This window comes from Laspinema olomoucense D3b, from assembly GCF_025370785.1.
GTDB lineage: Bacteria > Cyanobacteriota > Cyanobacteriia > Cyanobacteriales > Laspinemataceae > Laspinema > Laspinema olomoucense.
This window is the reverse complement of record NZ_JAMXFA010000051.1, coordinates 24,688-43,074: the sequence shown is the minus strand read 5'-3', so window position 1 is coordinate 43,074 and position 18,387 is coordinate 24,688. Positions and strand designations below refer to the sequence as shown.

The window sequence follows — 18,387 nt, the reverse complement described above, 5'->3', positions numbered from 1 at the left end:
ACCTGGAAAGTCCCCCTTGTCAAGGGGGATTTAGGGGGATCGGTGAATGTACTTCACCAACAAGAGAAACGCTATATCATCTATTGGTAAGTTTACCAAATCGGGAGCCTGCCAGTTCTTCTCGCCTTGTGAGTAGCAGCAAGTTTCCATCCTGTTAATTTTAGGGTGGCCGGTTATTCAATTTTCCTGAACACAAAACGCTACAAAAAAGCGGAAGCTACCCTCTACCCTTCCGGGTCAATTTTAAGTAGCTTCCGCTTGACTCCTGTCTATTTTTACCCCCTAAAGCTCTAACTTATAGCGTTTGCCAGGGGGGTAAAGTAAAGATAAAATCTGGATTTAGTTGCTATCAATCCCGGAACCGCTATAGTCTAGGCTACAGTTATTTACCTGCGCCCACAGGCATTCCCAAAATATCCTCAATTTTTGGCAACTCTTCCAGGGGAATGACTCGACCTTCATCCTCAAATCCCTGGATTTGGTCAAAGTTCAAATACCGATACAAATCATCAGCAAAGGGATTAATTTTCTCACTGACAATTGCTTGATATTCTTCCACCGTGGGAATCCGTCCAAGTAAGGCACAAACTGCGGCTAATTCTGCTGAACCGAGATAGACTCGGGCATCTTTACCCATGCGATTATTGAAATTGCGCGTCGAGGTAGAAAACACCGTTGCTCCATCTTCAACACGGGCTTGGTTGCCCATGCAAAGGCTACAACCGGGCATCTCTGTCCGGGCATTGGCTGCTTCAAAAATCTCGTAAATGCCCTCGGCTTTTAACTGTTCTTCGTCCATGCGAGTGGGAGGACAAATCCACAGGCGAACCTTGACTAATCCCGCCCCTTCTAAAACTTTTGCAGCAGCGCGATAATGACCGATATTGGTCATGCAGGAGCCGATGAAGACTTCATCAATTTTATCTCCCGCACATTCGGACATTAATTTAATGTTGTCCGGGTCATTGGGTGCAGCGACGATGGGTTCTTTAATCTCGTTTAAGTCGATTTCTAGGGTTTCCACATACTCGGCATCAGCATCAGCCGACATGAGTTGGGGATTTTGTAACCATTGCTCCATTTTGGCGACGCGGCGTAAGATGGTGCGAGCATCTTGATAGCCTCGGGCGGCCATATTTTTTAACAGAGTAACGTTCGATCGCAGGTATTCGGCAACGGTTTCCTCACTCAGTTTAATGGTAGAACCGGCGCAGGAGCGTTCTGCCGTGGCGTCGGTGAGTTCAAAGGCTTGTTCTACTTTCAAATCCGGTAAGCCTTCCATTTCCATAATCCGTCCAGAAAACACATTCTTTTTGTTCTGTTTCTCGACGGTGAGCAATCCTTTTTGGATGGCAACATAAGGAATGGCATTGACGATATCCCGCAGGGTAACACCGGGTTGCAATTCCCCTTTAAACCGCACTAATACCGATTCCGGCATATCTAAGGGCATGACGCCTAAAGCCGCAGCAAAGGCGACTAAGCCCGAACCTGCGGGGAAGGAAATTCCCAGGGGGAAACGGGTGTGAGAGTCGCCTCCGGTGCCGACGGTATCCGGGAGTAGCATCCGGTTCAGCCAGGAGTGGATGATGCCGTCTCCGGGACGTAATGCCACGCCGCCTCGGGTGGAAAAGAAGTCGGGGAGTTCTTTTTGGGTGGTGATATCCACGGGTTTGGGATAGGCGGCGGTATGACAAAAACTCTGCATGACTAAATCGGCGGAGAAGCCGAGACAGGCGAGTTCTTTGAGTTCGTCGCGGGTCATGGGTCCGGTGGTATCCTGGGAACCTACGGTGGTCATTAGGGGCTCGCAGGCGGTACCGGGACGGACGCCAGGGATGCCGCAGGCTTCTCCGACCATTTTTTGGGCGAGGGTGAAGCCTTTGCCGGTGTCGGTGGGGATTTCGGGACGGGTGAAGAGGGGGCTGATGTCGAGTCCGATCGCCTTGCGGGTTTTGTCGGTGAGCGATCGCCCGACAATCAGGGGAATCCGTCCCCCCGCCCGCACTTCATCCAAAATGGTGTTCGGTTTCAGGGTGAAGTGGGAAATCACCTCTCCGGCTTCGTTGGTGATTTGTCCTTTGTAGGGATGGATGGTAATCACCATGCCGGTTTCCAGGTTGGTGACGTCACATTCGATAGGTAGAGCACCGGAGTCTTCAGCGGTGTTGAAGAAAATCGGCGCGATCGCACCCCCAAGGATATACCCGCCTGCACGTTTATTCGGAACGCAGGGGATATCATTGCCAATATGCCACAGCACAGAGTTAATAGCAGATTTACGGGAGGACCCGGTTCCCACCACATCCCCCACATAGGCGACGGGATGTCCTTTGCCCTTGATTTCCCCTAGGGTTTCTAGGGCCCCGGTCATGCGGGATTCTAACATCGCGAGGGCGTGCAGGGGAATATCCGGGCGAGTGGTGGCATGAGAGGCGGGGGACAAGTCGTCGGTGTTGGTTTCCCCGGGGACTTTAAAAACGGTGACGGTGACAGTTTCAGGGACAGGAGGGCGAGAGGTAAACCATTCGGCATTCGCCCAAGAGTCGATCGCCTGCTTTGCATAGGGATTAGTTTCGGACAACTCCAGAACATCATGCATGGCATCAAACACCAGCAGGGTTTTCTTGAGGGCATCCGCAGCACCTTGGGCAATCTCTGGCTGGCTGGATTGCAGCAAATCGCTTAAGGATTGGACATTGTAGCCGCCCAACATGGTGCCGAGGAGTTCGATCGCCTCCAAGGGGGAAACCAGGGGAGAGGTGATTTCGCCTTTGGCAATGGCGGTGAGGAAGCCAGCTTTGACGTAGGCAGCTTGATCTACTCCGGGTGGGATGCGATCGCGCAGCAGGTGCAGCAGGGTTTCTTCTTCTGCCGGTGGGGGATTTTTCAGCAGTTCACAGAGTTCTGAGGTTTGCTGGGCATCTAAGGGCAGGGGCGGAATGCCTTGACTGGCCCTAGAGGCTGCCTGTTGACGGTAGGATTCTAGCATTGCAGGTGTCTCCTCTAACGGTATCGCTAATTTTAATGTAGGAATGGGTTGGATTCAGTAGGCACTTTGACAGGATGAGTGATTGTTACTGGGGGGAGGGGATAAGTTGTTTATCCTTCCCAGGGGGAGTTGACGGGTTCTGGGCGGTTCCCTCCGCTTTCGACGGCTGAGACGGTTTTCTGGGGGGCATCTGGGGCGATCGCATCCGTCCGGTTCAGGACTGAACCCTCCCCTTACCGGGAGAGCGTAACGACATTTCAGATCCCACCCCTGGCGATCGGGTTACATCCCAAAAGCTTATGGGGAAGTTATTTGGGCTGTAAAGATTTATGTACAATTCTTAACTTTTTTAGATAACTCTTACAATGATTGGGATAACTTAACCCTCCCGCCGCATCTACCGACCTCAACCGGAGGGTGAGGAGGGTTAGCCCGGTTAGGCAGTTGACATTTCATCCGGTTAGAACCCGATTTCTTGCATCCCTCTGCTAATTTCAGGTTTAGTTAGGGCTAGGTTTACTCGGCAAGGAAGAGGCAAGAGAGTTATTAGCTACATCCGGGTAATCTAGGTACAGAGGCTTGGAGGGGAGCAGGGGTTTTCATTAACAAAGACCCTCGGAAGTGTCTTGGGGCCCGAGGAACACGCTTTTTTGTTTAAGTATTGGCACAAGTTCTGTCTGCCGAGCCGATGGGGTTTAATGAATTTTAATTAAAACTGTTTTACAAAAGGCCCACCGAATATTAAGATTAATTAAAAAATGTTCATACAATTTTTAAGATGAGATGGGCCGGGAGTTTCCCAACGAGAGGGAAGGAGTGGGGATGAGCTTAGTGGAACAGAACGAAGAGATAGAATTGATAAATAAAGATCAGGAAAAGGCGAAGTTAGAACGCCAACGGGTCAAGGAGGAAGCTACCCTGAGTTACATTAACCCGGACGGGTCTATTTCCAGTGATTTACCTGTCTCCCTAGAGATTTGCGAGACCAACTGTCTGTTTGAGGCGATCGCCGAACGGATTTCCGTGCCGATCGCCTTGATCCATTCAACTGATGGCAAGATCGTCTATGTTAATGATTGCTTTCGGGAACTGTTCGGCTTTAGAGGTACTGAGCCGATTAATCGCAACCAAGACTGTTTTTATTATAACTTAACGGAAAGAAAAAAATTGCTCGCTACCCTCCAGGTTCAAGGTGTCATCAAGAACTATGAACTGGTGGCGAAGAAAGCCGATGGAACACCCTTATGGGTGAGTGTCTCCATCGAGGCATTGACTGTGGGAAAGGAACTCCTGTACTTTAAAACCTTTAAAGATCTGACCGAGTTCAAGGAAGTGGAGAATATTCTGCAATCCCTGGACAACGGAAAAGCCCCCGTGACGGGAGAGCAGTTTTTTCCCGCCTTGGCGTGCTATCTGGGCTCATTATTGGGGATGCGCTACGTCTTTATTGGGGAGGTGGTGGGGACCAAAGCTTCCGTGGTGAAAGTTCGGGCATTCTGGGAGGGGGGCGAACTGACGGGTCCCGGGTGGAATGAGCAATTGTGCGAACTGGAATATGCGATCGCCGGAACGCCTTGGGCAAAAGTCCTGCAATGTGGAAGCGACTGGATTCCCGATAAATTTAAGTCGCACCTGTCTCCAGGCAACCCCCTGGGCAAGCTAGAAGCTTGCAGCTACTTGGGAGTCCGCTTAGTGGATATGAATGGCAAACCCATCGGGTTAATGTGTGGATTCGACGATCGCCCGTTAATCGACGTTCACCGCGCCCAATTAGTCTTGAGCATATTTGCCGGACAGGCAGCCGCCGAACTTGATCGCCAGCGGACTCAACGGGCATTGCAGCAGAGTGAAGGGAGATTGCTGGCTGCTTTTAAAGCTGCCCAAATGGGCGTTTGGGAGTGGGATTTGCCCTCGGGAAATGTTACCTGGTCTGATGAAGTTCACGCCATTTTAGGGATTGAAAAAGGCAGCTATAACCCCACCATTAGTAGTTATATTAAAGCGATCCAAGCGGAAGACCGGCCCCTGGTTCAAAGCACAATTGTGCAGGCGATCGGGGCTAAAACGAACTACGAAAGTGAGTACCGGATTCTGCATGGTCAAACCAACTCTATCCGCTGGGTTGTCAGTAAAGGAGAAGTCCTGTGCGACCGTAACGGCCAAGTTGTGCGGTTAATCGAAACCCTGACCGACGTGACGGAACGTAAGCAAACTCAGGCGGCTTTAATTGAATCCGAAGCCAATTTAAGGGCAATTTTCAATTCATCGGCTCAATCCATTGTTTTAATTGACCGCCAGTATAAAATTAGAGATGTTAATAAAACCGCTCGGGAAACTGTTAAAAAGTTATGGAGCAAAACCATTGAACCCGGAGATTTTGCCTACGAATATGTATCCCGCAATGGGTTGGAACTCTTCAATCAAAGTTTTCATCAATGCCTTCAAGGAATGCCGGTCCAACTCCAGCAGAAAATCTTGGGAAATACCGGGACCGAATACTGGTTTGAAATTAATGGGCAACCTGTTTTTGATGAAACTAATCAGATTATTGGTCTATGTTTAAGTGCCTTTAATATTACCGAACAGAAAAATGCGGTAGAGGCCCTGGCTAAAAGTGAAAAACGCTTTCGGTCTTTAGTCCAAAATTCATCGGATATTATTACCATTTTAGAAGCGGATGGAACGATTCGATATCAAAGTCCATCGGTTGAAAGAATTCTAGGCTATAAAGCCCAAGATTTAATCGGTGACAATGGGTTTAACTACCTTCACCCGGAAGATAAAGAGGCAATTTATACTTTATTTACCCAAGCCTTGGAACAACGAGGCGGGGTCGTTGAGAGCGAGTTTCGCTTTCGTCATGCCAGCGGGAAATGGGTCACCCTAGAGTCTGTTGGCAGCAACCTGCTTCAGGAACCGGGAATTGCGGGATTTGTGATCAATTCCCGGGATGTCACTGAGCGCAAAGAACAAGAAGAACGCCTGCGACTCTTTGAAAGAGCGATCGCCGCCAGTAGCAATGGCATCGTCATCTCAGAGTATAACAAAGATAATGCCGTGGTTTACGTCAATCCCAGTTTTGAAAAAATGACGGGGTATTCCTACGCCGAGGTGACAGGACGCAACTGCCGATTTCTGCAAGGACGCGATCGCCATCAACCCGCATTACACGAGTTGCGAAATGCCATTCGCAATGGACAAGATTGCAAAGTCACCTTACGCAATTATCGCAAAGACGGGACGTTATTTTGGAATGAACTGAGTTTGTCTCCTGTAGAAAACGAACGGGGGACAATTAGCCATTATATTGGCGTTCAAACCGACATCAGCGATCGCAAGCGGGCAGAAGAAGAACTCATTCATCAAGCCTATTATGACCCCTTAACCGGACTGCCTAACCGCGCCTTTTTAATGGAACGACTCCGGGAAGCCAGCGCCCGCCAAAATTGGCAAAGCGCTCGGCAAATAGCGGTTTTATTTATCGATATTGACCGCTTTAAACGAGTCAATGACAGCTTAGGTCATGCCGTGGGGGATATGCTATTAATTGCGATCGCCTTCCGCTTAGAACGGTGTCTGAATTCTCAAAATACCGTTGCCCGTCTCGGTGGTGATCATTATGTTATCCTATTAGAAGATGTCCAAAGCATTCAACAGGCGAGTGACCTCGCAGAAAAAATTCACCAGCAACTAAAAGCACCGTTTACCTTTGAAGGACACGCGGTCTTTATTACCGTAACCATCGGCATCGCCCTCAGTTCCATCGAGCATGAAGTCAGCGCGGATTTACTCCGCAACGCAGATATCGCCATGTATCGCGCCAAACGCAGTGGCAAAGCTCGAACTGCTATCTTTGATAAGGCGATGCATGACCGGGCAGTGGAACTTTTACAGTTAGAAAATGATTTGCGCCAAGAACTTCATGAAGCCGACAGTCTCAATCAAACCTCCCTCAGCCTCGTCTATCAACCCATTGTGTCTTTATTCGACGGGAAAATAGTAGGATTTGAAGCCTTGTTGCGCTGGCATCACCCTCAACGAGGCTTTATTCCCCCCAGCGAATTTATTCCCCTGGCGGAAGAAACGGGGTCAATCGTGCCATTAGGCATCTTAGTCCTGCGGGAAGCTTGCCGACAACTCGTGGAATGGCACACCCAATTTCCCTCCCTCCGGAAAGAGGGCATTTTAAAAATGAGCGTCAATTTATCGGGGAAACAATTTCTACAACCGGATTTAGTCGAACACGTCGATCGCGTCCTCCAAGAAACAGGTCTCGACCCGGCTTTCTTAAAGCTAGAAATTACTGAAAGTGTCCTGATTGAAGATACCCAAACCGCCAATCAAACCCTCTGGCAACTGAAAGAACGAAACATTCATTTATCCTTAGATGACTTTGGAACGGGCTATTCTTCCCTGTCTCATTTAGCTCAGTTTCCGATTGACACTTTAAAGATTGATAAGTCTTTTGTGCAACGGATCGGCACCCAAGGTAAAAATTTAGAAATCATTCAGGCGATCGTCACTTTAGCCCACGGTTTGGGAATGGATGTCACCGCAGAAGGGGTGGAAACCGCTGAACAACTAGCCGAACTCAAGTCCCTGGGGTCTGAAGATGGACAAGGTTATTTTTTTTCTAAACCCTTGACTGCTGAAAATGCCACCCTGTTACTCAGGCAGTCTCTCTAATAGACTTCTTACTTTCATTTCGGATTGCTCCCCTTTCCCCTTTTTTAAACGCCAATCGGCTTTTTAGACTGGTGTAATGAGCCCTGAAAGGTAGGAAAAACTTGTTTTTTTGGCATCAGTCCTCAACCCCTGAAATGGCCCGGTTATCATTGGGTTTCCATCCAAGCTAGACAGCGCTGGAGTTCCTGCTGCATTTGCTGTGCATTTTCTGCATGGTAGCGGCGACCATGCCCGGGCAGAATCCACTCAAAGGAGTAGTCTTTTAACTTGTGCAGGGATTTAATTAATTCTGGCCAAGAATACCAACAGGCATCGCGAAAGGCTATCAATTGATTCAGCCGATGGGACCAAGCTAAACAATCTCCGGTAAATAGAAATTTGTTTTGATAGAGCAAAACGGTATGGCCTTTGGTATGTCCAGGAAGGGGAATAATTACCATATCTGATTCGAGTTCAATTGGCTCATAGCCGGTGAGCTGAATTTCGACCTCCCGAGTTCGGGGATTGATTTCATCTTGATGTAGGATGCGATCGCATCGGAAATATTCGGCAAATTTCTGATGATCGGCCACATCATCCTGATGGGTCAAATAAAGGTAACGAATCCCTCCCCTTGATTCCAACTGCTGAACTAACGGGGGAGAAAAGCGGGGGGAATCTACCAAAATATTTCCCTCCGGTCTCTGAATTAAATAACTCGCCGCTCCAAAAGAACTCTCCGCATGATACCCACAATGATAAATATTGTTTTCAATTAACAGGGGAAAACTCTCTTGGGCTTTTTTGATGTCTTTGGGTTTATCTACAGTCCCAATCGAAGCCGTAGGACAGGCTAAAAGGGCCTGTAACGCTTCCAACCGTTCGGCTTCTGTTTGGGGTTGCTGATAAACTGCCGATTGCTCATTGTCACGGTGAAAGATATCGGGAGCCATCCAGCGGCAAGTATCGCAATCAATGCAGGTGGTATCCACATAGAAATCACCGCTCACATTTTCAGGTCGTCGTAGTTGTTGATTAGCCATTATTTTCCTCTAATTTATTTTAAATTTGAGAGTTGAAATTCGCTGCCCTGGAAGAGTTTTAAACCCAATCGTTACGGCCCAGAAATCTTCGGGGGGGGAGGTGCAACTGGTGCTAAGGTTTCAGCCCGGTACAAGCTCATAAATCGTCCCTTGGGTGCATCAGTCCTGGACCCGAATGAGGGAGGGAAGCCCTAAACAAAGGGGAAGAAATCCCCGTTCTGATTCCCGCTATCCTGTCTTGATGCTGAGGTCTGATTCTTTTCAGTGTAGCTTGTGTTGCCTGGAGTCAACCCCTGGGAAACACCAGGGGGAGTGGTGGCGATCGCACTGTTTTCTACTCCTGCTAATATAAATTGTAGTGAATGAACCCCAGGACATCAACCATGACTGAGAAAAAACCCAGAAAACCCAAAAAAAACACGGAGAAAACAAGCCCGAGTGCTGCCAAAAGCACTAAAAGCACCAAAACTACTAAACTTACCAAAGCCCCTAAAAGCGATGAAGATCTCCCGAGTCAGGGATTGAAAGGATTTAAGGCGGGCAGTCTCCAGGAGATGGAAAAGATGATGCGGCAGATTCAGAAATTCTTGCAGGAGAATGAGTTTGAGTCGAGCGAAGCAGCGAGCGCTTTTCTCCAAGAAGCCCTCACTTCCGGACAACCCCTCACCCTGACTCAGGAGGAAACCCCCCTGGATAAGGCACAAGATATTATGTATGAGGCTTGGTCGGTTCCGGGCAAGAAGCGGGTACAATTAGCCAAGCGGGCATTAAAGATTAGCGCCGATTGTGTGGATGCTTATGTGCTATTAGCCCAAGAGTCTGCTAAAACCCTGAAGGAAGCCAAAGGGTTTTATGAGCAAGGGGTACAGGCGGGTGAACGAGCTTTAGGTCCAGAATTCTTTGAAGAACACGCTGGATATTTTTGGGGAATGACTGAGACTCGTCCCTATATGCGCGCACGGCAGGGTCTGGCGGAATGTTGTTTGCAGTTGGGGGAGACAGAAGAGGCGATCGCACATTACCAGCAGATGTTACGCCTCAACCCCAATGATAATCAAGGCATCCGCTATATGTTGCTCCCTTGCCTGTTGGAAGAAGGTGCATCAGAGGCGATCGCCCATCTCTTTCAACAATATGAAGATGAATCTTCGGCTTCCTGGACCTATTCCCGCGCCTTATGGTTGTTTCAAAAGGATGGCGCAACCGAGCAGACAAATCAGGAGTTACAACAAGCTTTAAAGCGTAATCAATATGTTCCTGATTATCTTTTGGGAAAGAAAAAGATGCCGAAAGAACTGCCGAGTTTAATCGGATGGGGGGATGAAAGTGAGGCGGTTTCTTATGCCGCTACGGCGCTAGTAGCATGGCACAAAACAACCGGGGCGTTGGAATGGTTATCGGCAACTGCGGCGAAGTCAGAGGGAGTTTAGTTTCCTTCTATCTGAAAATCCGGAGAAATTCAAGGGTGCGGTTAGATCAAGTAAGCCCTTGACTCAAACGGAACAGAAAACAGGCTTTTAAAAAGCCAAGATATAGCAAGTCTAAATAAATTAGACAAAATTTAAAGGGAGTGGGAGCATCTGGTTACAGTAAGGAGCAAGATACTCTCACTCTTGGTTTGTAAGATTTTAAAAATTTGATTTGCTATACATGATCCAGATACTCGCCTTTTCGGGAATTGGCGATCGCCAGTTCAATAGATTCAGCGGGTTGTTACCCAAAACCCTTTTACTTGAGTGGAATTACTCATGCTTTGCAAGAGGCGATCGCTGCCAATATCCATCGGTGGGATAGTTTTTTGAAGCAAAAACAAAAGGCGGTGTCCTTCGCTACATTTTTTAGATCCCGAGGGACTGAAAATATTATCGTCCGTGACATTGATGTGAATTTGGCTGTATTCTTTCTCAATCCTGATCGTAGGCTGGGGTCATCATGAAACCGCGAATCATTGTTTGCTGTCTGGGTAGCACGGGGTATCAAATTTTTTGCTTATTAAGACAACAGGGGGCGTCGGTTGTAGGGGTGGGAGAGCACCTGGTTCCTGGAGAAGAGACGGGGATCATTGTGGGAGATCCACGATCAGCGGCCACCTTACTCGCTGCTGGGATTCGAGATGCGGATGCGATCGCCATCGCCTCCGATGATGATGCGGTGAATTTAGCTATTCTGATGCAAGCTCGTCTGCTAAATCCCAAGATTCGGATTATTACACGGCTGTTTAATGGCAGTTTAGGCGATCGCTTGGATCGCACGTTACCCCAGCATACCAGCATGAGTGTCTCCACCTTGGCTGCCCCGATTTTTGCCTTTGCGGCAATGGGGAGTCGGGCGATCGGGCATCTCACACTGTTTAATGAAACTTGGCCGATTCATGAAGAATACATCGATCAGCGCCATCCCTGGAACGGGCGCAAGTTAGCTGAGTTATGGGAAGATCCGCGCCGGATGCTGATATACTATCTACCCCAGCATCCTCATATCGACCTCGTTTCGGCGGTCCTGACTGGAAAGACATTGGAAGTGGGCGATCGCCTGATTGTTGCCACCCAACTCAGTAAGCGCCACAACCGACGTTCCTGGGGCCGGAAATTCCAAGAATCCCTCGGCAATTGGCGCCGATTTCAACAGCAAAATCAAGCCACCACCCTCGCCCTATTAGCCCTCTTACTAACAATTTTAACGGCAACTTTTACTTATACTATTGTTAATACAAACACCTCTTTTGTTGATTCTCTGTATTTTTCGGTGGGCATGATTACGGGCGCTGGCGGCAATGAAGCGGTAGCGGAGCATTCTCCCGTTCCCTTGAAACTGTTTACCGCCCTGATGATGCTCGTCGGGGCTGGTGCTGTGGGGATTTGCTATGCTCTCCTGAACGATTTTATCCTAGGTAGCCGATTGAGACAACTGTGGGATACCCCGGAAATCCCCCATCGCCATCATTATATCGTGTGTGGACTAGGAGACATCGGAATCAAGGCGATCGAGCAACTACATAGCAATGGGTATGATGTCGTTGTCATCGATCGCGATCCAAACTGCCGCTTTCTGAGTACCGCACAGGGGTTAAAAATTCCTGTCATTCAGGCAGATGCTACCTTACCCGCCAGTTTAAAAGCGGCTCATATTGAAAAAGCCGAAGCGGTATTAGCTGTCACTAGCAATGACATGACTAACTTAGAAATTGCCTTAACTGCAAAAGGCGTAGTGCCGCAACTGCCTCTGGTCGTGAGAAGTGAGGACCCGCGCTTTGCCTTAATGGTACAACAAGTGTTCGACTTTGAACACGTCCTCAATCCTACAGAAATCGCCGCCCCTGCCTTTGCTGCCGCTGCGATCGGGGGACGGATTTTAGGCAATGGCATGACTGCCGGGAGTCTTTGGGTGGCGATCGCTACCTTAATCACCCCCGCCCATCCTTTTTATCATCAAACTGTCCAAGAATCAGCCATGAAAGCAGATTTTGTCCCCTTATATATTCAAACCCCAGAGAAAACTATTCATGGGTGGGAGTTATTAGAAACCTCTCTAAAAGTTGGAGATGTTTTATATTTAACAATCCCCGGCAACAAACTAGAATTACTCTGGCGCACCACCCCCTCCAAACTGATATCCAGCAGTTCCAATTAACCTTAATTCAGAAACCGGGTTTCTTTCCCTTGGCAACAATCCAGAAACCGGGTTTCTTTCCTAAATCTTTGCAATCAGACAAAAGTTATCCCAGAAACCCGGTTTCTCACCCTTGGCAAACTCATGATAAACTAGAGACAAGGTTGATAGAGGTGTCAAGATGGTACTTTCAACAATCAAGTGGAGCCTAGAAGACTACCACCAAATTATTAAAACCGGGTTACTCAATGATCGCCCGGTGGAATTGTTAGCCGGAGAAATCGTTAAAATGTCCCCTGAAGGCGAAGCTCATGCGTTTTTTAGTTCCGAAACGGGATCGTATCTGACTCGGGTTTTAGGCGATCGCGCTTTCCTGCGTCACGCTAAACCGATTACCCTCCCCAACCAATCGGAACCCGAACCAGATCTCGCCATTGTGCAACCCCTCGGGCGCGAATATCTGTCTCACCATCCCTATCCGGAAAACATCTTCTGGGTGATTGAATATGCTAATACCAGTTTAGAGAAAGATTCAACCCTAAAATATCACATCTATGCCGAAGCGGGAATCCCCGAATATTGGCTAGTCAATCTCCAAACAACGGAATTAATTATCTACCGTCAACCCAGGGGACGGGATTATGGGTCTAAAATGACCTTAAAAGAGGGAGAAATTTCTCCTCTAGCCTTTCCTGATGTAACCATTCCCATTCAAGCCATAATTTCAGCCTAATTTTGGGGTTGCTTGCCCTCAGCAACCCCGTTGATTTCCTAAGTCTTGGTGCTGAAATTCAATATATTTCAGCACCGTAACAGGCATCATTTAAAGGGTTTCAGGGTCAATCCCCAGTTCCCGAAGTTTAGCAAAGGCTTTATCCCTTTCCTGTTGTGCCTTATCCCGTTCCTCATACAACTCCCCCGGTTCCTTGAACAATTCCCCATCAGGATGATACACCGCTAAACCATCAGCCGACAGTTCAAAACGAATATTCAACAAAGGAGAAATCCAAGGTAAATCCTGGGATTGGATAAAGTTTAAGCTATCTTGCGCCGTAGCCCGATGCAACCCCCAAAAATTATGAGATTGGGGGTCATAAAAAACCATTTCCAGCACACCATACTGTGCATAAAAATTTTGTTTTGCCGCCATTTCGATCATGGTATTACTGGGAGAGAGAATTTCAAACACCACCTGGGGGGCAATGTTATCTTCTTCCCACTGTTTATAACTACCTCGGTCCCCATCCGGACGACCCCACACTACCATCGCATCTGGCGCTTGACAGGGGGCGGGAGGACGTTCCACCCGAACCGGATACCAGAGTAAATCCCCCGCAACAAAGGCAACTTGTTCCTTGAGGAGTTGCTTGAGATTAGTGACTAACCGCACAATCCAGCGATATTGCAGGGTATTTTCCGCGATCGGCTTACCATCAGAGTCCGGGTAGAGAATATGAGAGGAGATAGGAGTTTGAACCATAGTCCCGGTTATTGTTAATCAGGATTGATGCATTATAACAAGTTCCGAATCAAGCCCTATTTGAACAACGCTATGATCGCCGCAGTTGCCGCGAGAAGAGTTCCTATCATAGTGCCTACCTGTACCCAAATATTGACATCCCAATCGGGAAAGGGGACATACCACTGTCCAACTCCCAATTGTCGTAAAAACTTAGGAATTGATGGGGTTCGATCGCCCGGCATCACGGCTAAACCTTGGACGATCGCCTGATTCACTCGTTTGCTAATCTGGGGAACATAACATCGCGGGGGAGTTAAGTCTACTTTTAAATCTTTATCATGGCGGGCTAGGGCATCCTCTGGGGGTTTTCCGGTGAGTAATTCGTAGAGGGTGGCGGCTAAACCATAGACATCAGTCCAAGGGCCGCGCTCAAATTTATTTGAGTATAGCTCGATGGGAGCAAACCCACTGGTGGTAATGTGTTGAGTGAGGGGATGAGCAAAGGCACGCGCTAAACCAAAATCAATCAAAATTGCCTCACTTTTGCCCCCCTGCGATCGCACGATAATATTTCCCGGTTTCACATCCCGATGGAGTATCTTTTGTGCATGGACGGCAATCAAAGCGGAGCCAATTTGTCGTCCATAGTGCAATACCTCAGCGCTCGGCAGACGGGGCGATCGCCGATGCTCTAGATCAAAGCCATCGATATAGTCCATAACAATACAAGCATAGCGGACTTGGGTCAACCAAGCGCGCATCGACTCTTCAAACACCTCCCGCACTGGCACAATATTAGGATGTTTACATTTTTCCAGTTTGAGCGCTTCATCATAAAATTTACTGCCGAAGGCTTGACGATCCGGCGCGCTCATTTGCCCTAAGACTGAGGAATCAGGATTGAGGGTTTTAATCGCCACCCGTTCCCCCATGCGATCGCTGGCTAGATAGGTAATGGCAAATCGCCCTTGTCCTAAAACACTCTCAATGGTGTAGGCTCCGTCCTTCAGTGTTTTTCCTTTTTCCCAAGGCATAGGATTTGTATGATAGAATTTGCCCTCATTATCCCATTAGTCGGGTTTCGGATGTCCCTACTCCCCCACCTTTGGGTGACGAGATATTTGGATGCCGGGGCATCACCGGAATGAAACTGAACTCCTCGATCGCACGCTAACCCAATTCCCATTGAGCTATTCTGGCCGGTTGAAGAGTGCTGGGGGCCACCACCCGAAAACCCAAGTTGTTGTTCTTGTTGTCGCGGGTGTTGTTGTTGCGGTTGGCACAACGGCAGTTCCTCGGGTTGTTGTTCCAGGAACCGCCACGCAGCAGCTAAAATCGTTCATCCCTTGATTAAAATTCTACCAGCATTGGATCAAAAAGTTGATGCTGCAAGTGGGCGGTGTTGCCGTGGTCGAGATGAGCTTGCCAGCTTTGGATGGATTGCTGGAACTGACTCTGATCAATCTGCTGATGCTGATATTCATGGTAACGGGTTTTCAGTTTACCTCGGAGTCGCTGGAGACTGTCCGAACGAACGCGAATTTGTTGGGGGAGAATGCGGAACCCTAAAAAATTAGCACCGTGGCGAGTTTCAAACAGTTGACTTTTGATGGGGTGAATTTTTAGCCGTAGGGTGGCCAGATAGGTTTCAATTTCTGGGCGAGCTTGGGCTAGGAGAGTATGATCATTGGCAAACAAAGCAAAATCATCAACATAGCGAACGTAAGCGGGAATTTTTAGCGCTTGCAGAATAAAGTGATCAAAGCCATTGAGGTAGAGATTTGCTAAAAATTGGCTGGTCAAATTGCCTACGGGTAAACCACAAGGATATAAAACTGGTGCCAGCAGATCATCCCCGGGAAAGTAGTGAAGAACCGGATCGAGATTTTTGCCATTATCAATGATAGTATCCAGCAACCACAGGGTATTTTTACATTTAATTTTGCGGCGAATGATTGCCTTGAGAAGGCTATGATTAATCGTGGGGAAAAATTTCCGAATATCGCACTGGAGAATGTAGCGGTGAGTGCGGGCGAGGGTGGTGAATTTTTCTAGGGCGCAGTGGCTACCGTAGCCGATGCGATTCGCATAAGAAGTATCAATAAAGGAGCGTTCTAATAAAGGCGCAATAATGTTGCAGAGCGCATGGTGGACCACTCGGTCTCGATAGGGGGCCGCTGAAATTAGCCTTTTTTTGGGTTCATAGACATAGAATTGATGGTAATTTCCCGGTTGATAGGTTTGGCTGTTGAGCTCAGTTTGCAGTTGAATCAGATTGCTTTCTAAGTTATCGTTGAATTCTAAAACCGTGGGCCGAAACCGCTTCCCTTTTTGGGCTTTGCGGGCTGCTATGAGGAGGTTTGCAAAGCTCGATATTTGAGGCCAGAGATTTCCGAAACGTTTCATGCTAGGTTAAAGTTAGGTTGTTTTTGTGGGTTTGCCCGATTGTTGCTGAATCCAGCCTCCCAGTTCTTTGCCGATGGTATCCAACTGTTTGGCGATATATTCATAGCGCTCAACGGAAATCAGTTGAAAATCCATGAGGAGGCGGGTCTGGTAGCGGAGGATAGAAAGTTTCGGGTTCAGGGCACGCAATAGGTTGCTTTTTTGAGATGAATATCGTGCTATAATGAGATTTTCTAGGAATTCATAGAGATGGGTAACAATCCGCTCTCCGAGCATCATTTTATGATCTCGCGGTAATCGGTTCAAAATGGGAATATACCATTGTATTAGATCGTAGGTTTTCTGAATAATCGGCAGTTCGTCCATTCCAGTTTGTCAAAAATAGGTAACCTTTCTTTATCAAACCATAGTCAGGGGCAGGGTCATCTAAAAAAATAAAAAAAGGCGCTCCGCGCCAAAAGAGGGAAAGAGGGAAAAAGAGTAGAGGGTTAAGCAGTTCTGGGGGCCACCACCCGAAAACCCAAGTAGTTGTCCTTGACGTCGCGGGGGTAGTTGTTGCGGTAGGCACAACGGCAGAACCTCGGGTAGTAGTCCCAGGAACCGCCACGCAGCAGCTTGGTTATTGACTCTTTATTCAACAAATCTTTTAACCAGTCCATATTGCTTTGAGAATGATTATCATTCTTTATCCAGGCTCTACCATCGGTTGGCGCACCTTCATAACTGTCATGCCAATCATCTAAACACCACTCGTACACATTCCCATGCATATCGTGCAATCCCCAAGCGTTCGGGGCATTTAAACTGCCCACGGAAATCGTTTTTTCTCGATATTCCCCTTTCTTGCCCTGACCATAATTGTAATTGCCATGATAGTTTGCAACTTGAGGGGAGAGGGTGGGGCCGAAGTGGTAAGGAGTAGTGGTTCCAGCCCGACAGGCATATTCCCATTCCGCTTCACTGGGAAGGCGGTAGGGCTGACCTGTGGCTTGGTTTAACCGCAGGCAGAATTCGATACAGTCTTCCCAACTCACCTGTTCTACAGGATTGTTATTGCCTTTAAAGTGAGCCGGATCAGGCTCTAGGGAACGCATCACTTGGGGCAGTTGGGCAACGATTCGCCATTGGGCTTGAGTGATAGCCGTGCGACTCATCAAAAATTCTGGTAAGGTCACCCGATGTTGGGGGCTTTCGTCACTATCTCGCTCCGCTTCATTCTCCGGCGATCCCATCAGGAATGCTCCGGCAGGAATCACCACCATTTCTAGGTTTAACCCCAGGGTGGTTTCCAGAATGCCGCGATTCTGTCCCTTTTGCCGTTGGGCTATTTCCCCTTGCTGATTGAGGGTGATGATTTCGTAGTGGTAGATTTTTTCAGGGACTGGGGCAGGTGCAGGGGATAATAACCCTAAGAACGCTGCCATTGAAGCAGGGCGATTTTTCGGGAGCAATTCCATTCCTGTGAGAATTGCATCATTGATGGGCTGACTAACCGACACTAAGTCTTTGGGAGCAATCAATGGCTCATCATCCACTTTGCGGGACAAACAATCCTGGGGGAGTTGTCCGGTAATCAGATAGTACAGGGAGGCGGCCAGGGTATAGATATCTACGGTCGGGTTGCGATCGCCTTTAATTAACTGTTCATAGGGCGCAAAATCACGACTACCAAACATTTTGGAACTCATAGCCTGGGGGACAATCTCCCCAGAAATGCCAAAATCAATCAAAACCGGCTGCCCATTATCCCGCAGCATGATGTTACGAGGGGTGACATCTCGATGCACCAAACCTACCCCATGCACTCGAACCAACGCATCGGCAATGGGACGAATATATCTCAGGGCCTCGGCTTCAGACAGGGGGCCGCGTTGCTGCACATAGTCAGATAAGGTCGTTCCATCGATAAACTCCATCACCAAACAATGGGCATCCCCTTCCTCAAATAAATCCTTAACCCGGACAATATTGGGGTGAGGATTCTGTTCCAGTTTAGCCAGAGTCTGAGCCTCTCGGATGAAGCGCTTCACATATTTCGGATATTCTGGGTCCTTCCGGAGATGAGCGTTCGGGGTTTTAATCACCACGGGCGCGTTAAACCCGCGATGGATGGCTTTGTAGGTAATGCCAAATCCACCTTGACCGAGAACGTGCTCAATCACCAGTTTACCGTTTTGCAGGGTGTGTCCGTCGGGCCAAAACATAGGGCA

The 18,387-nt window shown here is 48.3% G+C and carries 12 protein-coding genes; 4 read left to right on the top strand and 8 right to left on the bottom strand.

Translation table 11 applies throughout. The features are described from left to right. Positions 1-382: 382 nt before the first annotated feature. Entirely contained in the window at positions 383-2,992 is a 2,610-nt protein-coding gene (acnB, locus tag NG792_RS25685; RefSeq protein ID WP_261237281.1) for a bifunctional aconitate hydratase 2/2-methylisocitrate dehydratase, read from the bottom strand. Between the two features lie 822 nt (positions 2,993-3,814). Here acnB and NG792_RS25680 point away from each other — a divergent pair. Beyond that, positions 3,815-7,678, top strand: coding sequence for a PAS domain S-box protein (locus NG792_RS25680; protein WP_261237279.1), 3,864 nt, complete (start codon positions 3,815-3,817; stop codon positions 7,676-7,678). A 146-nt stretch (positions 7,679-7,824) separates the two neighbouring features. On the opposite strand, the gene NG792_RS25675 is transcribed toward NG792_RS25680, so the two are convergent. Further along, entirely contained in the window at positions 7,825-8,700 is an 876-nt protein-coding gene (locus NG792_RS25675; RefSeq protein WP_261201552.1) for an MBL fold metallo-hydrolase, read from the bottom strand. 383 nt (positions 8,701-9,083) lie between these two features. Between NG792_RS25675 and NG792_RS25670 the strand changes: the two genes are divergently transcribed. From NG792_RS25670 to NG792_RS25660, 3 genes are all read left to right on the top strand, one after another. After that, on the top strand, positions 9,084-10,130 hold the full coding sequence (locus NG792_RS25670; RefSeq protein WP_261237278.1) for a tetratricopeptide repeat protein: 1,047 nt from the start codon (positions 9,084-9,086) through the stop codon (positions 10,128-10,130). A 502-nt stretch (positions 10,131-10,632) separates the two neighbouring features. After that, on the top strand, positions 10,633-12,330 hold the full coding sequence (locus NG792_RS25665; protein ID WP_261201550.1) for a potassium channel family protein: 1,698 nt from the start codon (positions 10,633-10,635) through the stop codon (positions 12,328-12,330). 160 nt (positions 12,331-12,490) lie between these two features. Next, on the top strand, positions 12,491-13,042 hold the full coding sequence (locus tag NG792_RS25660) for a Uma2 family endonuclease (protein ID WP_261237277.1): 552 nt from the start codon (positions 12,491-12,493) through the stop codon (positions 13,040-13,042). Between the two features lie 90 nt (positions 13,043-13,132). On the opposite strand, the gene NG792_RS25655 is transcribed toward NG792_RS25660, so the two are convergent. The 6 genes from NG792_RS25655 to NG792_RS25630 all read right to left on the bottom strand — a co-directional run bounded on the left by NG792_RS25655 (position 13,133) and on the right by NG792_RS25630 (position 18,381). Then, a complete protein-coding gene (locus NG792_RS25655) occupies positions 13,133-13,789 on the bottom strand; it encodes a Uma2 family endonuclease (protein WP_261237276.1) in 657 nt (218 codons plus the stop codon). 56 nt (positions 13,790-13,845) lie between these two features. Continuing rightward, the gene (locus NG792_RS25650; protein ID WP_261237274.1) at positions 13,846-14,805 is read right to left on the bottom strand and encodes a serine/threonine protein kinase; all 960 of its coding nucleotides are present in this window, start codon (positions 14,803-14,805) and stop codon (positions 13,846-13,848) included. Between the two features lie 136 nt (positions 14,806-14,941). After that, entirely contained in the window at positions 14,942-15,097 is a 156-nt protein-coding gene (locus NG792_RS25645; protein ID WP_261201558.1) for an SUMF1/EgtB/PvdO family nonheme iron enzyme, read from the bottom strand. Between the two features lie 24 nt (positions 15,098-15,121). Further along, a complete protein-coding gene (locus tag NG792_RS25640) occupies positions 15,122-16,177 on the bottom strand; it encodes an RNA-directed DNA polymerase (protein ID WP_261237273.1) in 1,056 nt (351 codons plus the stop codon). A 12-nt stretch (positions 16,178-16,189) separates the two neighbouring features. Further along, entirely contained in the window at positions 16,190-16,543 is a 354-nt protein-coding gene (avd, locus tag NG792_RS25635) for a diversity-generating retroelement protein Avd (protein WP_261201545.1), read from the bottom strand. A gap of 122 nt (positions 16,544-16,665) precedes the next feature. Then, positions 16,666-18,381: a bifunctional serine/threonine-protein kinase/formylglycine-generating enzyme family protein gene (locus NG792_RS25630; RefSeq protein WP_261237272.1), complete on the bottom strand. Its 1,716-nt coding sequence runs from the start codon at positions 18,379-18,381 to the stop codon at positions 16,666-16,668. Positions 18,382-18,387 lie beyond the last annotated feature (6 nt).

Coding starts and splice junctions, on each gene's coding strand:
- NG792_RS25675 (WP_261201552.1), bottom strand. CDS start 8,700: ATGGCTAATCAACAACTACGACGACCTGAAAATGTGAGCGGTGATTTC.
- acnB (WP_261237281.1), bottom strand. CDS start 2,992: ATGCTAGAATCCTACCGTCAACAGGCAGCCTCTAGGGCCAGTCAAGGC.
- NG792_RS25630 (WP_261237272.1), bottom strand. CDS start 18,381: ATGTTTTGGCCCGACGGACACACCCTGCAAAACGGTAAACTGGTGATT.
- NG792_RS25640 (WP_261237273.1), bottom strand. CDS start 16,177: ATGAAACGTTTCGGAAATCTCTGGCCTCAAATATCGAGCTTTGCAAAC.
- NG792_RS25650 (WP_261237274.1), bottom strand. CDS start 14,805: ATGCCTTGGGAAAAAGGAAAAACACTGAAGGACGGAGCCTACACCATT.
- NG792_RS25660 (WP_261237277.1), top strand. CDS start 12,491: ATGGTACTTTCAACAATCAAGTGGAGCCTAGAAGACTACCACCAAATT.
- avd (WP_261201545.1), bottom strand. CDS start 16,543: ATGGACGAACTGCCGATTATTCAGAAAACCTACGATCTAATACAATGG.
- NG792_RS25655 (WP_261237276.1), bottom strand. CDS start 13,789: ATGGTTCAAACTCCTATCTCCTCTCATATTCTCTACCCGGACTCTGAT.
- NG792_RS25665 (WP_261201550.1), top strand. CDS start 10,633: ATGAAACCGCGAATCATTGTTTGCTGTCTGGGTAGCACGGGGTATCAA.
- NG792_RS25680 (WP_261237279.1), top strand. CDS start 3,815: ATGAGCTTAGTGGAACAGAACGAAGAGATAGAATTGATAAATAAAGAT.
- NG792_RS25670 (WP_261237278.1), top strand. CDS start 9,084: ATGACTGAGAAAAAACCCAGAAAACCCAAAAAAAACACGGAGAAAACA.